Source organism: Pseudarthrobacter sp. AB1, assembly GCF_014926485.1.
In the GTDB taxonomy this organism is placed as follows: domain Bacteria; phylum Actinomycetota; class Actinomycetes; order Actinomycetales; family Micrococcaceae; genus Arthrobacter.
Genome location: NZ_PZKO01000067.1, coordinates 126,114 through 142,069 on the forward strand (window position 1 = coordinate 126,114; position 15,956 = coordinate 142,069).

18 protein-coding genes are annotated in these 15,956 nt (G+C 61.5%); 10 read left to right on the forward strand and 8 right to left on the reverse strand.

The window, feature by feature from the left end:
- Positions 1-30: 30 nt before the first annotated feature.
- A complete protein-coding gene (locus DAD99_RS18795; protein WP_193342732.1) occupies positions 31-240 on the forward strand; it encodes a DUF4177 domain-containing protein in 210 nt (69 codons plus the stop codon).
- Between the two features lie 107 nt (positions 241-347).
- Here the strand turns inward: DAD99_RS18795 and DAD99_RS18800 are convergent, their stop codons facing one another.
- On the reverse strand, positions 348-845 hold the full coding sequence (locus tag DAD99_RS18800) for a hypothetical protein (RefSeq protein ID WP_193342733.1): 498 nt from the start codon (positions 843-845) through the stop codon (positions 348-350).
- A 51-nt stretch (positions 846-896) separates the two neighbouring features.
- On the opposite strand from DAD99_RS18800, the gene DAD99_RS18805 reads away from it, so the two are divergent.
- Entirely contained in the window at positions 897-1,148 is a 252-nt protein-coding gene (locus tag DAD99_RS18805; protein ID WP_193342734.1) for a helix-turn-helix domain-containing protein, read from the forward strand.
- 60 nt (positions 1,149-1,208) lie between these two features.
- Here DAD99_RS18805 and DAD99_RS18810 read toward each other — a convergent pair whose 3' ends face one another.
- Positions 1,209-1,799, reverse strand: a complete 591-nt coding sequence (locus DAD99_RS18810) for a hypothetical protein (protein WP_193342735.1) — start codon at positions 1,797-1,799, stop codon at positions 1,209-1,211.
- A gap of 283 nt (positions 1,800-2,082) precedes the next feature.
- Between DAD99_RS18810 and DAD99_RS18815 the strand changes: the two genes are divergently transcribed.
- The 4 genes from DAD99_RS18815 to DAD99_RS18830 all read left to right on the forward strand — a co-directional run bounded on the left by DAD99_RS18815 (position 2,083) and on the right by DAD99_RS18830 (position 6,680).
- On the forward strand, positions 2,083-3,843 hold the full coding sequence (locus DAD99_RS18815; protein ID WP_227008235.1) for a zinc-ribbon domain-containing protein: 1,761 nt from the start codon (positions 2,083-2,085) through the stop codon (positions 3,841-3,843).
- 136 nt (positions 3,844-3,979) lie between these two features.
- Complete coding sequence (locus tag DAD99_RS18820) at positions 3,980-4,411, forward strand: LexA family transcriptional regulator (protein WP_193342737.1); 432 nt, start codon at positions 3,980-3,982, stop codon at positions 4,409-4,411.
- Between the two features lie 11 nt (positions 4,412-4,422).
- Entirely contained in the window at positions 4,423-5,721 is a 1,299-nt protein-coding gene (locus DAD99_RS18825; protein ID WP_193342738.1) for a Y-family DNA polymerase, read from the forward strand.
- Positions 5,722-5,870: 149 nt separating this feature from the next.
- Positions 5,871-6,680 (forward strand): hypothetical protein, encoded by an 810-nt coding sequence (locus DAD99_RS18830; protein WP_193342739.1) that lies wholly within the window; start codon positions 5,871-5,873, stop codon positions 6,678-6,680.
- Between the two features lie 959 nt (positions 6,681-7,639).
- Here DAD99_RS18830 and DAD99_RS18835 read toward each other — a convergent pair.
- The 6 genes from DAD99_RS18835 to DAD99_RS18860 form a co-directional block, all read right to left on the reverse strand.
- Entirely contained in the window at positions 7,640-8,239 is a 600-nt protein-coding gene (locus DAD99_RS18835; protein WP_309233404.1) for a class I SAM-dependent methyltransferase, read from the reverse strand.
- A gap of 75 nt (positions 8,240-8,314) precedes the next feature.
- On the reverse strand, positions 8,315-9,301 hold the full coding sequence (locus DAD99_RS18840; protein ID WP_193342740.1) for a DUF4238 domain-containing protein: 987 nt from the start codon (positions 9,299-9,301) through the stop codon (positions 8,315-8,317).
- A 108-nt stretch (positions 9,302-9,409) separates the two neighbouring features.
- Positions 9,410-10,123, reverse strand: a complete 714-nt coding sequence (locus tag DAD99_RS18845; RefSeq protein WP_193342741.1) for a DUF2511 domain-containing protein — start codon at positions 10,121-10,123, stop codon at positions 9,410-9,412.
- Between the two features lie 46 nt (positions 10,124-10,169).
- Positions 10,170-11,312, reverse strand: coding sequence for a hypothetical protein (locus DAD99_RS18850; RefSeq protein ID WP_193342742.1), 1,143 nt, complete (start codon positions 11,310-11,312; stop codon positions 10,170-10,172).
- A 47-nt stretch (positions 11,313-11,359) separates the two neighbouring features.
- Positions 11,360-11,716, reverse strand: a complete 357-nt coding sequence (locus DAD99_RS18855) for a hypothetical protein (protein WP_193342743.1) — start codon at positions 11,714-11,716, stop codon at positions 11,360-11,362.
- 18 nt (positions 11,717-11,734) lie between these two features.
- Complete coding sequence (locus tag DAD99_RS18860) at positions 11,735-12,220, reverse strand: GNAT family N-acetyltransferase (RefSeq protein ID WP_193342744.1); 486 nt, start codon at positions 12,218-12,220, stop codon at positions 11,735-11,737.
- 210 nt (positions 12,221-12,430) lie between these two features.
- Between DAD99_RS18860 and DAD99_RS18865 the strand changes: the two genes are divergently transcribed.
- The 4 genes from DAD99_RS18865 (at position 12,431) to holA (ending at position 15,918) form a co-directional block, all read left to right on the forward strand.
- Entirely contained in the window at positions 12,431-12,763 is a 333-nt protein-coding gene (locus DAD99_RS18865) for a hypothetical protein (RefSeq protein ID WP_193342745.1), read from the forward strand.
- A gap of 186 nt (positions 12,764-12,949) precedes the next feature.
- Positions 12,950-13,636, forward strand: coding sequence for a DUF6308 family protein (locus tag DAD99_RS18870; protein ID WP_193342746.1), 687 nt, complete (start codon positions 12,950-12,952; stop codon positions 13,634-13,636).
- Between the two features lie 24 nt (positions 13,637-13,660).
- Complete coding sequence (locus DAD99_RS18875) at positions 13,661-14,968, forward strand: ComEC/Rec2 family competence protein (RefSeq protein ID WP_193342747.1); 1,308 nt, start codon at positions 13,661-13,663, stop codon at positions 14,966-14,968.
- Positions 14,902-15,918, forward strand: coding sequence for a DNA polymerase III subunit delta (gene holA / locus DAD99_RS18880; protein WP_193342748.1), 1,017 nt, complete (start codon positions 14,902-14,904; stop codon positions 15,916-15,918). Before DAD99_RS18875 ends, holA begins: the two co-directional genes overlap by 67 nt.
- The last annotated feature ends 38 nt before the right edge of the window (positions 15,919-15,956 follow it).

The following is a 15,956-nucleotide window of genomic DNA, read 5'->3' on the forward strand; positions in this document are numbered from 1 at the left end:
AGTTGACCAGCAACGGAAGGAAGCAGCGTCATGCAGCAGTACGTCGTCATACAGGTGATACTCAAAGAGAAACTGTTGGGAACGGGTTCGGGCAACCTGACCTCCCTGGAGAAGGCCATCAACGATCAGGCCGCGAAGGGCTACCGGCTCCACACGATTACCACGTCAAGCAGTGGGAGCAAGGGACTTGGCGGCGGTGACCGCATTCAGGCAACCATGGTGTTCGAGAGCCTCGGATAATCCCACATCACCAAGCGAACCAGTGCTGCGATAATCGCCGTGTCCGCAGCCGGCCGCCGGCAGCGGGGATAGAAGAGTAGTGAATGGTCATCACCTGCCAGGCTGGGCTACTTCGCGCCGACCTTAACGGTGATTGCGGGAGTGGTGACTGGTCCGCCGCACTGCTCGGACCCGCCGACCCTGGTCCATACGAGGTCGTTTTCCTGCTCGGCCAGCACGGTTTTGTTGGGTGCCAGGGCGCGGACCGTCACGTGTTTCGGTAGCCCCCGCTGGGAAATGCTGAACGTCCAGGTCTTCGCGTCGGTCCTCGTGCCAAGAAAGGCGACCGGGGGAGTGCTTGGAGCGGCGGGGCTCGGTGCCGTGGGACTCGGCAAGCCTGGCTGCACCGATTTCATGGGCACGGCGGGCCCGTAGTCCGGCAGCCGTTCGGAGCATCCCTGATCGCTGCATAACTGCACCTCATCGACGGCCGCGGCGTTGCCTTCAACATTGACGGTAATGACGCTGGCGTACCCCACGGCCGGGCATATGACACTGCATCCAGTGGTTGGCAGCCCCATAGCAACCAGCAGTGACGTTCCCAGGATCCGCCATCCCGACTTCATGGACCGAGTCTACGACCGCTGCACTTATCTTCGCGCACATACGATGGTTCGGTGTCCGACGAATCCACACAACACCGCTTCCTGACCATCGAGCAGGCAGCTGAAGAGCTGAACGTGAAGCAAAGCCTCATCCGGGGCCTCATCAAGACCGGAGAGCTTCGCGCCATTCAGATCGGCGGGAGGGGCCTGTGGCGCACCGCTCGCCAGGACCTCGAAGACTACGTCGCCGAGGCTTACCAGCGCACAGCCGAGAGCATCGCCTCCGGCGAGATCATCGACGACGGGGAACCGGACGTCGAGTAGCGATCCAAGGATCCGGACGGAATCTCCAGGGAAAGCAGGGTTTCAGCTGCCCCGGTTCCGTTAGTCCGTGACGTCTGCCATGTCGTCGAAGACCAGGTAGTCGCCGTGGGCCGGCTGGAAGCCGAAACTCTCCCAGTACTGCCGCAGCGCCACTTTGGCGGCATCGTGCTCCGGTGTTCCTTCCTCGGGGGCACCTTTGGTGAGTACCGGTGCTGCCTCCAGGATGACCTTGCTCGCGGAGCGGCCGACCGTGCAGAGAATAGCTTTCAGGATGGAGTGGCCGAGTTTGTTGCCGCGGAATGTCGGAGCGATCCGCAGTGAGGACAGGACCAGCAGGTCCCCGCCCAGGGCCATGTCGTCGATCAGGTCCGGGCGGTTAATCGTCAGCATCTCCCCGACATTCGCCACTTCCTGGCTCACTGCGTCCAGGGTCAGGAACAGTTCGATGGCCCCCGCGTCCGGAACCATGTACAGGTGGGCTTCCCCGACGGACACTTCCTTGCCCTCGTCGTCATCATTCTCCCAGTCAGTTGCCTTGACCTTGACGGTCCAGAACACCGGGTAGTCTTCCGGGTCATGGCGGGTGCCGGGAATCCCCCGAAAATGGCAGCGGTAGTCGAAGGTCAGGTATTCAGGGACAAGGTCGGCCATGGCGATCCTCCAGACGTCAACGTGCTCGGCACGCTTGTGCCCGTAGCACTCAGCCTAACCACGATCAGCCTGCGCCAGACCGCCGCTTCCCGGCGCTAGGGGCGCGGCGCAGAGCTGTCCACCGCAAGTGCGTGGCCGGAAAACCTATATTGGAGGTGAACGAGGATTTGGGGGAAGAATTTTGGCCGCATCACAGGCATGTTCTACTTCGGACTGCTCGGGGCAGGCTGCATACCGTACGACGAGCAAGCCTGCATGGTGCCTGAAGTGCATTGAGGGGATTTTGGAACAGGGTGGCCTCAAAGCCATTGAGCCGTTTCCCGGGCGCGATGCCTGGTGGCTGACAGAGTGCCTGAAATGCGGGGTCTCGGCCCACTACAAGTTCACCTACGTCACGGATAAGAACGCGGAGAAAGAAAAGACGTGCCGCGCCTGCCACTGGAAAGAGTGGGCAGCGTACGCCCGGAAGCTCAATCCTCCAGATGCCTTCGAAGTTATGCTCCGGACCATCCTGCGCGCCGGCAAGCCGGTCATGATCCTGCACCTGCTTCCCGAGCCCGAAGGCCAGCAATTTCTTGATGCTCATTGGTGGCCCGGGGAGAGGCTCAAAGCACACTTGGATCGCCACGGCTATGACTTCATCTCCAACACCGTCGAGTTCAACGACGGAATGGACCCCGTCGTGGGTAAATGCCGGAGATGCGGCAGAATCACAGCACAGCGGCTCAGCGACTATGGCTGGGGTTGTACATGTAAGCAGAACAAGCGGTCAACGACGCCGGGGGCAAAAACAAGCGGCCGGCAGCTGCTTGTCGATTCCGATAGCCCCGCCCTGTCGTGGTGGGACCACGAGAACAACGACGAGGCCGCCTTTCAGACGGTCACGCTGAAAGCGACGCGGGCATGCAATTGGCGCTGCCCCAGCTGCGGACACCGTTTCCCGGAGAAGGTTAACGAGATGACCGCGCAGAGGCCTTCCTGCCCCGTGTGCGCAGCCGCCAGACGTGCTCAGTGGAACGAGGAATATGAGCGCTGGAAGGTCACTCCAGTCGCTGACGTTCCAGAACTCGCAGCGGCATGGGTCGATGGGGATGACCCGTCCCAGGTGATGGTGGTGGGCAGCAGCCACCGGCCCCTACGAAAGTTCAGGTGTCCCCAGGGCCACGCGTGCAGCCTCGTGCCGCTGACCTTCCTCCAGTCTGGCTGCCCCAGCTGCAAAGCGGCGGAGACCAGGAAAGCCAAGCGCTCCATGGTGGCAGACATACTGCCGGAAATAGCGAGCCAGTGGCATCCGACACGCAACGGCAAACTCGCCCCGCAGACAGTCTTTTGGGACTCGAAGCGCACTATTTGGTGGGTCGCCGACTGCTGCGGCCATGAGTGGGGGGCCACCCCCAGGGACCGGGACAAGTATGACCGTCTCCGCTGTCCGCGCTGTGAGACCAAGCTGGGATCTCTGGCATGGCAGGACCCCGGGTTGGCAGCCGAGTGGAGCGACGCCAACCCGGTGACGGCGTGGGAAGTCAGGTCGTACGGGAAAACAGACTTCGTTCCTGAATGGATCTGTGCGATCAACAATGCGCATGTCTGGCCAAGCTCCCTGGCCGGGCGTTCCAATGGATCGGGCTGCCCTGAATGCAAAAAGGTGGGAAAGTCCAAGGTTGAGCTCGCCCACCATGCGGCTGCGGAAGCTGCCTTCTCTGGCGCCCGGTCCGGGGCAATCCTCCGTGACTCTGTATTCCAGACCAGAAAGTCGTGGTCTGCCGACATCAGCGCGGTGGTAGGTGGCCACACCTTGGTGATCGAGTACGACGGCGCGTACTGGCACCGCCCTCCTGCGAAGGTCCTTGTCGATGAATACAAGACACGGGACTTGTTGGCAGCCGGCTACCTCGTGGTGCGGCTCCGGGAAGACGACTTGATCCCGCTGGACATCCAGCATCCAAACTACGGGGAAGTACGCGTCTACTCAGCGGCACCGAAGCCCCACGACGTGATGATGAAAATCCAGGAGTGGCTCGTCCCACTGGTGTCCGCCACATAGACGACCTGGTGATCTCTCGTCAGCGGCCCAGACCCTGGACCCCCGCACCGGTCGTATACTTTTAATCGAAGACATATTCACATGTGTATAAGCCTGTGGAGAACATAGTTTCGAAATCCCCGGGAGGTAGTGGTCGATGAGTGCTGTCGTTGTCGCCGCTCTGGACGTCTTTGTGACCGGCCTTCCGGGGCCCTTGTACTGTTCTGTTGCTGTGCCGGCTGGCTTCCCTTCGCCTGCCCAGGACTATTTCACCGGCCGCATCGACCTGAACAAACACCTCATCAACGACATCACCAGCACGTTCCTGGTGAGGGTGTCCGGACACTCTATGGACGGTGCTGGTATATACGACGGCGACGAACTGGTTGTGGACAGGTCGCTGACCCCTGTGGACGGCAACGTCGTTGTCGCGATCATCGACGGGGAGATGACCATCAAGAGGCTGCGGCTGGAGCATGGCTGCGTGCGGCTGGCTGCCGAGAATCCCGCCTATCCTGACGTGGTTATTCCGGAGCTTGCCGAGCTCAGCGTCTGGGGCGTTGTTACCCGCTGTCTCCATCGACTCTAGGGTCACGTCTGATGCAGGATCTTCCTGGCGGCCGGGTGGAGCGGACAGCCCTCATTGACGTGAACTCGTTCTACGTCTCGTGTGAGCGCGCCTTCGACCCGAAGCTGGACGGCAAACCGGTTGTGGTGCTGTCCAACAATGATGGCTGCGTTGTCGCCAGATCCAATGAGGCCAAGGCCCTGGGCATCGAAAACGGCGACCCCTGGTTCAAGCTCAAGGCGGATCCCAGACTCAGGGGTCTCATTGCGAAATCCAGCAATTACGAGCTCTACGGAGATTTGAGTTCCAGGGTCATGGAGCTCATTGGCCGCTACAGCTATATCGTCGAGGTGTATTCGATCGACGAGGCATTCGCCATGCTGCGCGGAGAGCCGCAGGAATTGGAGCGCATCGGGCGGGAGATCAAAACTGCCGTGGCCAGGCACGTAGGTCTGCCGGTCTGTGTCGGGATTGCCCCCACGAAGACCCTGGCCAAGTTCGTGAATCGGGTTGCGAAGCAGAACCCTGCCCTCGGCGGGGTATGCAGCTACGACACGCTTGCTGTGCCTCATCGCGACCACATCATGGCCCGGGTGCCGGTGACCGGCATCTGGGGGATCGCCGGTCGGCTCGGGAAGAAGCTCAACGCCCTGGGGATCTTCACGATCGCTGACCTGAAAGCCACGGACCCGGTCGTCATGCGGAAGAAGTTCTCGGTGCTGATGCAGCGCACGATCATGGAGCTCAACGAGATCCCCTGCATCCCGCTGGAGACCGAGATCGCCAGTAAGAAGCAGCTGATTTTTTCGAGGTCCTTCTCCAAGCCGGTAACCTCGGCGGCCAGGATGCACGAGGTGATGGCGATCTACGCCCAGCAGGCCGCCATCCGGCTGGCCAAGGACCATCAGCAGGCCACGCTGATGTCGTCCTTCGCGGGCACGTCACACTTCAATGAGCGATTCTCCTCGTTCCCGTCTGCGACAGTGAAGCTGCCGGCGCCGACGGCAGACCCGGTGATCCTGACCAAGGCGGCAGTGTCCGCCTTGGAGAACCGGATCGTGGACGGGGTGCCGTACGCCAGGGCAGGGGTCATGCTGACAGAGCTGTCACCGGCCGGCGCCGCACCGCAGCTGCCCGTATTTGCCACCGCCCACGAGGAAAAACACATCGGGGCCCTCCTTGGCGACATTATGGACCGATTCGGAACTGGGTCTATCGGCCTGGGCCGCGCCGGGATGGTGGAGGCGCCCGACTGGGGCATGCGGCGCGAGGCCCTGTCACCGCGCTACACCACGGAGTGGGCCGAACTGCTTGTCGTCAGAGCTGCCTGAAGCTATACCAGTGGCAAGTCCAACAGGGTGTTGGACTTTTGCTCGCAGGACTCTTTCTGGAGCCGGCACTCATCCTCGCGGGATACGCTCCTTCAGATCCCGGTACGTGGCATCGGCCATTGCGGGATTGAGTTGTGTACCGTCAAGCCATGGTCTACTCGCTGGATACAACTGAATCTGAAGAGGACGAACGGGCTGGATTATGGCTCATCCAGCAAGCTGGGCACCGTGTAGAAGCGGTCCTGAATGGGCCGGATCTACAAGATCCCGAGAAGGGCAGTCGGCTTGCCGCCGTCGATGCGCTCACTCCATATCAGCCGATGTCCAATCAGCTCTCCATCTTTCACATGGTTGCCCTCGACAACCTGCGGGCGGCCGTCAAGTACATCGAGAAAGCCAATGATGTTCCCATGACGGCCCTTTATTCGATGATCCGGTCTGCCGTGGAAGCATCGTCTTATGGGCTCTGGCTGCTGGGTGCCGGCAGAGTCGACAAGCAAGCCTTCCTCTCGCTTCGCATCTCGTACGAAAACAATGAAGACCTCGCCAACCTCGGCAAGGTCTTCGGGCCAAAGCAGGGAACAGGCGGCAACGTCCGCAGGCGGTTGCTGGAGCTTCAGCAAGCCATTCCCGCCTACCGGAACAGGGACCTCACCGCGCGGTCAACAACAACTGACGTGGTTTCTGCTGCGGACAAAGCAGTGTCTACCAGAGTTAGTTTCACCGGTCTCCAGGTGTGGAAATCGTGCAGCGGCCTTGCTCATGCGAACAGTGCTGTAATGCCCGTGATCCTGGAGCGGAAGTTCGCCGGCGATGTTGAAAATGGCAAGATGTTCCGTCTCACTTCGCGCATCAGCGTTCTGGGTGGCTTCCTGACCGCGGGCGTCGAAAATCTTGAGACGCTACGAGCCCTCTACCAGGGCGCGACAGAGGCACCAAGTTGGGTAAAGAACACCTAGTCTCTGTCCGGCCCTATCGCGAGAACGTCTGGAAGAAGCGGACTTTCAGCGTCGTTCAAGCGTCTTGGGCGCGCATAACCGCATTCGGCCAGGGCGACTGCGATCTTCAGTGGCATGAACCCGGGCTTGCTCCGCAGTTGCTGCAAAGGAGCCTCGAGACTTGCAGCATGAGGGCTCCGACCAGGGGGCGCCCAGACCGAAAGCATCGCGGTGACGCAGGACCCACGACCCAGGACCTGTGCTGGGCGTAGTTGTCGATGGTGGCTTCAGTGGCCAGGAGTTCCATCGGCTCGGCTCTGCACCTTCAGCAAACTCTTTTTTGACATGTTTGCCTCCGTTGCCCAGAACGAGCGCTCACGCTTGTCCGAAAGAACGAAAGAACGAAAGAACGAAAGAACGAAAGAACCAAAGAACGAAAGCCGGGTGGGCGGCAGCGAGAAAGTCCGGGGCCGCTTGTGCGGCCGTCCCGCTCATGACATCGGGAAGACTGGAGACCCCCGGCCAGTTGCGCCCTGAATGTGTAACTATCGGTCCATGCCCGGCGGACTTCGCTGCCATCGACGAGAGCGTGCACGCCCACTGCCCGGAAGTAGGAACCGGCCAATGGGTGGACGAATTCGGCCGGGTCATTGAGGGACCCACTCAAACTGTACTGAACCCGCCAGGAAACCGTGCAGGAGAGCGGCGGAAGTATGGGTTTCGAGATACCAGCCGAACACGAAGGCGAACCGCGCGTGGCGCCTCGGCCGCGGAGTAGCCGGCCTCGGCCTCGGCGTCTTTCTCACTACAGGACCGGTAAGTGACGGGATTGCCGGTTTCGTGGGAGTTATATTCTGCGCCGGCGGCCTGGCTTCGCTCGCGGGCTTGATCCCTAGTAAATACCGATGGTGGTGAGTCGCGTTGCCGGTAAACGCGAGAATTAATCGGCACTGCTGCCGCCGGCCAAATCTGGGGAACCCTCAGCGGAGAATGGCGGCGACGGCGGCGTGCGGCCGCTTACCTGAATCCTGGCCCGTTTCGACGTCGATCACGTCGAACCCCGATTCGCTGAGCAGGTGTCGCATCTGCTCAACAGACCAGTAGTAAGCCGTCGTGACCGCATGCTCAAAAGGCTGGGCCGCCGCGCCCTCGAAGAATCCGATGAGCAGATGTCCTCCATGGGCCAGAGCGCGAGCGATCTCCGAGAGAATCGCAGGCAGCTCGGCAGGGTGAACGTGGATGAAGGAGTACCACGCGAGCACCCCGTGCAGAGAGCCGTCTGGCACGCCGAGATCCCGGAGCGAGGCGACCCGGTATGAGACGCTCGGAAAGCGTGCTCGCGCGCTGTCGATGAACTCCGGAACGAGGTCGAGGCCCTGCACTTGCACGTCGTTCCGCTGCAGGAAATCAGTCCAGTGGCCGAGACCGCAACCGACGTCGATCACCTGGCCGTCGATTCGTTCTGCCCATCGTTTGATGCGTTGCCGATCCAGTTCATGCATGTCCTCGACGAAGCCAAGAAGGCTCGTGTACTCGGCAGCGCATGCCCCGTAGGCGGCTCGCACATACTCATCAGTCACGCTGGCGAGCCTACTGGAAGGAAACGGCAGGTCCCGTAGATAGGCTGACCGGATGAGTGAGGATGCGTTAGACGCCTAGCCCGAAATCACTTCGGACTCCACCTCCCGGTCACGGGGATCGGGAAGGCTATCAGGAAGCAGGTCTGCATCATCCGGGTGGTGGAAGATCCAGCGGCGGGCGTTGGCGATCGTGTGGTTGTTGAAAAAGTGAGCCATCTTGGTCGAAGGATTCTGCTCATGGTCATACTTCCCGCTGACGACGTCCTCCAGCAGCTCCTCCAAGGGCTTCTGAGTGTCTTCTTCGGCCAGGGCCATCGGATTGGCCAGCAGAAGACCGACTTCCCTGGTGAGAGGGACGGTGATTCCCCAGGCGGTCATCAGACCCACCCCGGAATACGCATCCTCGAATTCCGGGTTCGGCACGAGCGCCACGGGAGTGTCGCACGTCAGCAGCTTCCTGCTGCTGAACCTGATCAGGACCCATGGCCGGCCCACGAAGTAGCGTACCAATTCCGGAACGAGTTCGAGCATGTGGTTGATGTGGCCTGCCGACGTGGTTTTCGCGGTCAGCCCATCGGGCTGGGATGCCTGTTCCAGCAGCCGGCGCACGATGTCGTCATCGACTGGCTTGCCACCCGATTTGGCCAGTGTGTTCCGGATACCGTCCGCACCCAGCTGTGAAATCACCTTGGACAGCAGCGTTGTGCTGATCTGGTCCAGCGAGATCCTGGTGTCTGGGCCCCGGAGAAACTGGAAGGCCAGGAAGGTGCCCAGGATCTCGCGATCCTCGAGGGTCAGCGGCCAGGTACCGGACACGGCCTTCTTGATCACCGCTGATGCGTCACCTTCCAGATTGGACAGCTCCTTCTCAAAGACGTCGGAGCCGTCTGGGTGGCCATCGAGGGAGTAGAAGTTCTTCCGCACGGTCGCATCGCTTGTCGGAACCACCAGGCGTCGTCCATCGTCGAGACTGGCTGCGCCGATTCGTGGTCTCTTGTCCGAAGATGCGAAGCCCTTCAGGTAGAAGTTTGGAACCGTGTGATGCCGCTTGCTGACCTCCACCTGACTGAGCCTTCCTTCCGTTACGCGCGTCTTCACCGCGGTAGTGCATGTTGAGGGACTTAAACTTAGGCTGCTGGTTGCAGCGCCGGGAAGTATCCCCGGCGAGGGTCAGTCGCAAAGTGCAAGCGCGGCATCAATGACCGGGCTGATGTCGATTTTCAGACCGGCGACGTCGGGATGCGGTGCCCAGATTGGATCAATGTCGGGATGGCTGCTGTGGTCCTTGGCTGTGCCATTGAGTGCGTAAGTCTTACCCCCTGGGGCGTCGAGAAAGACCGCCTTGAGGCGGCGGCCGTCCACGGTGATGGCCTGACAATGGGCCTCAACATAAGGAACTGTCAGCGGCCACTTATCTCCGAAATCGGTGCTGACAAGAAGACCCGGGTCATTGGCTACGGCAGAGGGCACCTCAACGGTGGGCTGTGCCTTGGCAGATGCTAGTGCATAATCTGCGCATGTCCCGTCCTGTGGTTTGCCCAGGGCGACCGCAGGAAAGCTGACCACGACGTAGCCGGCGTTCCCGCCGACATGATCCGGTCCTCCGCCCGGAGCCCAGGTGCGGTCAACGCAGATCTCGGATGCGTCAACGACGACCCCTTTGAAAGTCATGCCTTTCCAGATGGGCGCATTCGGAAGTACAGCCTGGACTGCGGCCTCCGCCTTGGTCACACGCTCCGCGTCAGTCAGCGTGCTGCCCGGAGCCGCTGATGTCGACGGTGTTGAAGTCTCCTCGGCTGTCGGAGGCGCAGGCGCTGCACAGCCGGCGAGAAGCAGCCCAACAAAGGCGATGCAGGCCGGCGTTGTGTACCGAGAAGTGATCATGGGCACACTCTACCGACGCAGGTGATGGTCGCCGGCCCGCCATTACTCATTTCACCCCAGCTGGCTGGCTCTGCAACGGGGCGATGGTTCTGATCTGCTGGCCGAGGTACCCGGCGATGTGAAGGTGACCCCGCCTCGACGGGCTGAGCGCGGCTTCCAGGTGGCCCAGGTGGGCGAGGCGAATCTTGATGAGTTCGCGTGTCACTCTCTCGGCAACACGAAAGAGATTCCCGTGGAACGGTGATCCGTCGGCGATGTGCTCCATGACGGGTGATTCTGTGTCGTGGACGATCGCGTTACGAGTGTCTGCCAGGTACCAGTACCAGTGACCAAAGGAGCTGTACATTTTGGTCCCCTTGTCGAATACGCGAGGAAAGCTCGGGCCTGACTTCTGCCACAAAAACTCATCGGCACCGATTGTTCCCGCCACTGAGCGGTAGATCCCTTCGAGAACGGGTATCCCGTCAGAGGTTCTGTGCTTACCTGAGAGTGCTTCGATGGCAGTCTTTAGCTGCACGATGACGTCCGGCATGATGTGAAGCGGCGAATTTTCCCATGCCCGGCTGTGCCAATGAAGCGCGGCCAAAACCTCACGGTTGATGGTGGGAGAGTCATCTGACAACGCTTCAACGGCAACCTGGTACACGGCGTCCATGAGCACACCATCGAGTGCAAGGTCCGGGATCGATACCAACCCTTCCGGCGGCGGGACGACCACGAAGTCATCATGCACCGTGCCCCCGCCAATGCTTCGGTGGTTTAGTGCTCCGCCTCTGGTTCGGACAAATGTGCCTTTTTCGAGTGCAGAGACTTCACCGACAAAGAACGTCGCGACCTCAGCCGTAGCAAGGTTCAATGCAGGCGCATCCCAAGGGATCTCATTCCCATAGCCGGCGTTGGCATCGGCAACGGCAAATGACACGGCAGCCCGGAGGGCATCTCGTTCGTGCTCGCGTGCCTCTCCAGGGTCCAGCTCTGGCTCCGTACGCTGAACGAGAGTCGCAGTCGTCAACGGCTGGCCGGCTTCGTCACGGAACCGGGCAAGGAGTGCACTCAACGTCCGACCAAAGTCGCTAAAAGGCGCAGCCAGTATTTCCGGGTCGAGCGGTTGCAGTGACCACGGTCCAGCTGTCACTTCCTTGCGCAGACGAAGATACGGGAACAGATAGAGGGCTGGTCGGTCAGTCACGTGTCGATTATCCGATGTCAGGGGAGTACCCAGCGGTCCCGACACTGCTACTTCACCTGGTCTGGGTCCCAGCCATCCTGGGGGCCACGTTTGTCCAGGGTCTCAATCATCTGGTCAAAACCAGTATCCCCAGTGACTTCTGCTATCCCGCGCAACTGGTCGGCGACCTTTTTCCAGCCACCCTGTATCCAGACCTCAGGGTCGGGACCGTTCTCGCTAAGGAAGGCGTCCAATGCTGACTTGCGGTAAACGAGCCGGCCGCCGCGCTTCTCCACGACCGGACCCATGTCGACATACTTGAGGTCCCTCACAAACTTCGCATTGAGGGTATAGCCCGCGGGACCGCTCAGGTACGCCGCGGCCTCCCTGGAACTCATCTCCATGTCCGGAGTCAGCTCGTCCATTGAAACAGGCTCCATTGCCTACCGCAGGACCGGCAAGGATTTTGTCATCAACCACGCCGGCCTCGTTGAATAATCACTGCACGGGTCCATGAACTCATACCCGTGTTCACGGTAGAACCTAAGAAGCCTCTCTTTCTCCCCATTGTCGTCGGGTGTCACCACAACGAGATCACACCCGGCATCTTGGGCGTCTCTTTCGAACTCCGCCAGGAGGAGGCCTCCGATGTCCTGGGACCGCCTCTCCTGGTGCACGAAAAACTTCACGATCTGCGAGCAGATCCAGTTCTCAGGCTGGTCCTCGTACGCCGCGAGAAACTGCCATGCCTTCGCGTTGTGGTGTCCCGAAATCCAGCCCGCTATCCCGTCGGCGTCCTCGGCGACGAACTCGCGATCACTGACCCGACCACGCCCACGCTGGTACCTCTGACCGTTGTCCCGGTCCCACGGGAATATCAGGTGGCCTATTGCCACCTGGTCACCCCGGTTGGCTCGTCTTATGTCCATGTCCCTGCTTCAGTTTGTGCCCGTATCCGGCTGCTGAATTAGCAACATGATCTTCCCACGGATGCCTCCTAGGGATGGGCAGGGGACGGCCGTCAGTTGCCGTACCTATTGACATCCAAGGCAGCCAGATCAACTGCCGGACCTGAGTCGCGATAGGGTGCTGGCAAGGGGCTGATGAGCCCTGTGAGACTACTACTGATGGGTGGGGACATGGCTTGGGTAAATGCAGATTTTGATATCAAGTTGCGAAACGAACTGGTTCCGCAGATCGCGGCCGCACTATGCGAAGCCGTTCCCGGCGCCACACATGCCCACATACACGTCAATGACCCAGAGACGGACGCCCCGTATCTTTACGCGGGGGTCATCCTCAACGCCGAGGGCAAGCGGATTGAGATGGAAGACCCCGGGGCGCTCGAAAATCAGGTCATCAATGCCTTGGTGGATGCGAAGACCAAGAACTCATGGGACGGGTACCCGCTTGAGCTGGACTTGATTCAGGGTGTCGAGGTGGACGACGTTTTCGACCTCATTACCGATTGACCTCATGTAGATCCAAATTCAGACAACTCATTGCGCCCTGATCGTCGAGAAGAGATGGGTTTCTGCTCCCGAGCGGGGCCCTGCGAAACAGAGCTGAACCCCACGCAAGTTTTTTCTGGACGCCCGCCGTCAACGAGCTGGCGCAGCGTACGTCAGCAGTGCGCATAGAAGAACCGAAAGGGCACCTTGGATCTACCCGACATCCTGAGCGACCAGGACGTGAAGGCGGCCGCCAAGCTACTGCATCGCTACTACCTCGAACCCGACAAGCAGGGGCTTCTCAGTACTGGAAGCTACTTCGATGAGTGGGCAGGCCGTGGGGACATGGAAAGCCGAGATGTCATCACGGACAGTGACGCCGTGGCCGTGTCCATGCTCAGCGTCACCGTCCCGGCAAAAGCCATTGTGGGGCTCGCTGAACCTGAAACAGCAGCGCGCATCACAGAGCTGCTGGAGCAAATTCCCACTAACGTGCCTCTAAGCCGCCTCAGCAGCGAAAAAGCAGCGGCCCTGCTCACGGGCCGCGGCCCTGCCGCCCTGCTCTGGACGGAACTCCGCAGAACGAAGAGCAACCGCTGGGGAATCGGAGCTACGACCGCAAGCAAGATCATGGCCAGGAAGCGGCCCCACCTCATTCCGATCTGGGACGAGGTCATTGGCCAGGTCATCAGAGTGGACAGCTCAACAGACCAGTGGATGAACTGGCACCGGCTCCTGACCGACGGCACCGGCCTGCCCGAGCGTTTGACGGAGATTCACCGACTCTCGGAAGTGGAACTACGACTGTCTGAACTGCGCATCATGGACGTCGTCCTCTGGCGTCACGGGAAAGACCAGGGCTTCGGAGGTCGCGGCGGGGCGGGCCGAAGGTGAACAAGCTCTCCTCCCACAACGAACATGCCAAGCGCCCTACAGTGTCGCTATGACACACAACGATGCGTATTTGCTCAGCCGACCCTATACACCACAACCCTTCTTCATCCCTGGAGCCCAGGACGAGGAGACTGCGGAAATTATCTACTTAGGCGCTGCCAAGAAGCACACGGACGAGAACCGCCGCATCGGAATCCCGTTCGCGCCTGCCGCAAACAGGGCGTACGTTCGGTGGTCCCCACGTTTGAAAGCCCGCACTTAACAGCGGCGCTGGCTCGCAGTTTGATCGAACATGATCACGGATTTCACCCATCTCCTTTCAAGGCAGTCTCTGGAGCAAACTGCAGCCTGGTCCTGGGCGCGCTGTTGATCGCTGCACGGAGTCTTCGCCTGCCCCGGCTCCCCGCGGCAGGATTGGCTTTGACCGGTCTGGCTATGTTTGTGGTGCTGGTGGGCCCGGATGCCAGCGTGCTGCGTGCTGCGTTGATGGGTTCAATTGCGGTGGCATCGTTGGCAGGGGGCCGGACGGGCCGCGGGCTCAGTTTCCTCTGCCTCGCTGTCATGGGCCTGCTCCTGATCGATCCCGGTCTCGGTACCAGCTTTGGCTTTCTGTTGTCGGTGCTCGCGACGCTGGGCATCATCGTTTTGGGCAGACGGATGATTGATTGGACCCCCGCGGTTATTCCGCGCTGGGCAGCCGCGGCCTGGGCCGTCCCGCTCTCCGCGCAGTTGCTGTGCGGCCCGGTGATTGTGCTTCTGCAGCCCCAGTTCTCGACGTATTCGTTGCTTGCGAACCTGATGGCTGCCCCGCTGGTGGCGCCGGTGACGTTGTTGGGCACGGCAGCGGTCCCGCTGGTGGTTGCCGCGCCGTGGTTGGCGACAGTCCTGATCGCGGTGGCCTGGACTTTCAGTGCCGGGGTGGCAGGGACCGCGCGGATTACGGCCGGGTTGCCGGGGGCCGCGCTGCCGTGGCCCGAGGGCCCGTTCGGTCTCCTGACTATGGTGCTGTTCTCCGTGCTGACGCTTGGTATTCTCTGGCTCGCCGTCCGGCCGCGTCAGGTGTTCCGTTGGGTCCTGGCACTGCACGCCCGGACAGAATCTGTGTTGGACCTCCTGGAACGGCGTCTGGGGGCCGCCGTGTGCCAGCGGCCGGACCGGCGTGGCCCAGGCCGGCGTGGACCAAACCACCGTGCCCCCGGCTTGGTGGCGGCGGCGCACCGTGGCAGGCTTAGACACTGCACCAGAATTTCCGGGAGGAATCCACCATGGCCGCAGCCCAGACCACTCGAACCAGGACTCCGGCGTCCAACTCGGCCACCTGGCGGGACGTGACACCTGCCGAAATCGTCCTCGTGGGCGGACCGGAGGAATACCTCGGCATCCGTGCCATGGACCATCTCCGCGCCCAGGTGCGCACCGCGTTCCCCGACGTGGAAGTCAGCCGCCTCACAGCAGGCGCCTACGAAGCCGGGACCCTCGCCATGAACGTCAGTCCCTCACTCTTCGGTGAGCGCAAGCTGATCGAGGTCGAAGGCGTTGAAGGCATGAACGACGCCTTCCTGGCCGACGCACTGACCTACTTGGCCCGCCCGGAGCCGGACGCGGTGCTCGTCCTGCGCCACGCCGGGGGAGTCCGGGGCAAGAAGCTTCTTGATGCCGTCAAAAACGGCGGCTGGCCGGTAGTGGACTGCCAGCCCTTGAAGAAGGATGCGGACAAGGCCACCTTCGTGGCGACGGAGTTCAGGGCCGCCGGACGGAAGATCAGTTCAGACGCCGTACAGACGCTGGTCAATGCTGTGGGTGCCAACCTTTCGGAACTCGCGGCGGCATGCAGTCAACTGATCGCGGATGCCACGGGGGCAGTGACTCCGGAGATGGTGGACCGCTACTATGGCGGCCGGATCGAAGCCACGGCCTTCAAGGTCGCGGACGCCGCCATGGCCGGAAACGGGCCACTGGCGCTTTCCACCCTCCGCCACGCGCTGGCCACCGGAGCCGATCCGGTTCCGTTGGTGGCGGCGCTGGCGGCCAAGCTGCGGACGGTGGCCAAGGTTGCCGGCGCCCACGGATCTCCGGCGCAGATCGCCCGGGAACTGGGCATGCAGCCCTGGCTTGTGGAGCAGGCCCAGCGCGATGTGCGCCGGTGGACCCCGGAGGGCCTGGTCCGCTCCATCCAGGCCACTGCCGAGGCCGACGCCCAGGTCAAGGGCCTTTCGCGTGATCCCGTCTACGCCGTCGAACACGCGGTGACCATCATTGCGACCTCTGTGCGGGGGCACTGACTCCAGCTGATCCCGGCTGCGGGCGGTGGCCCTGGCGG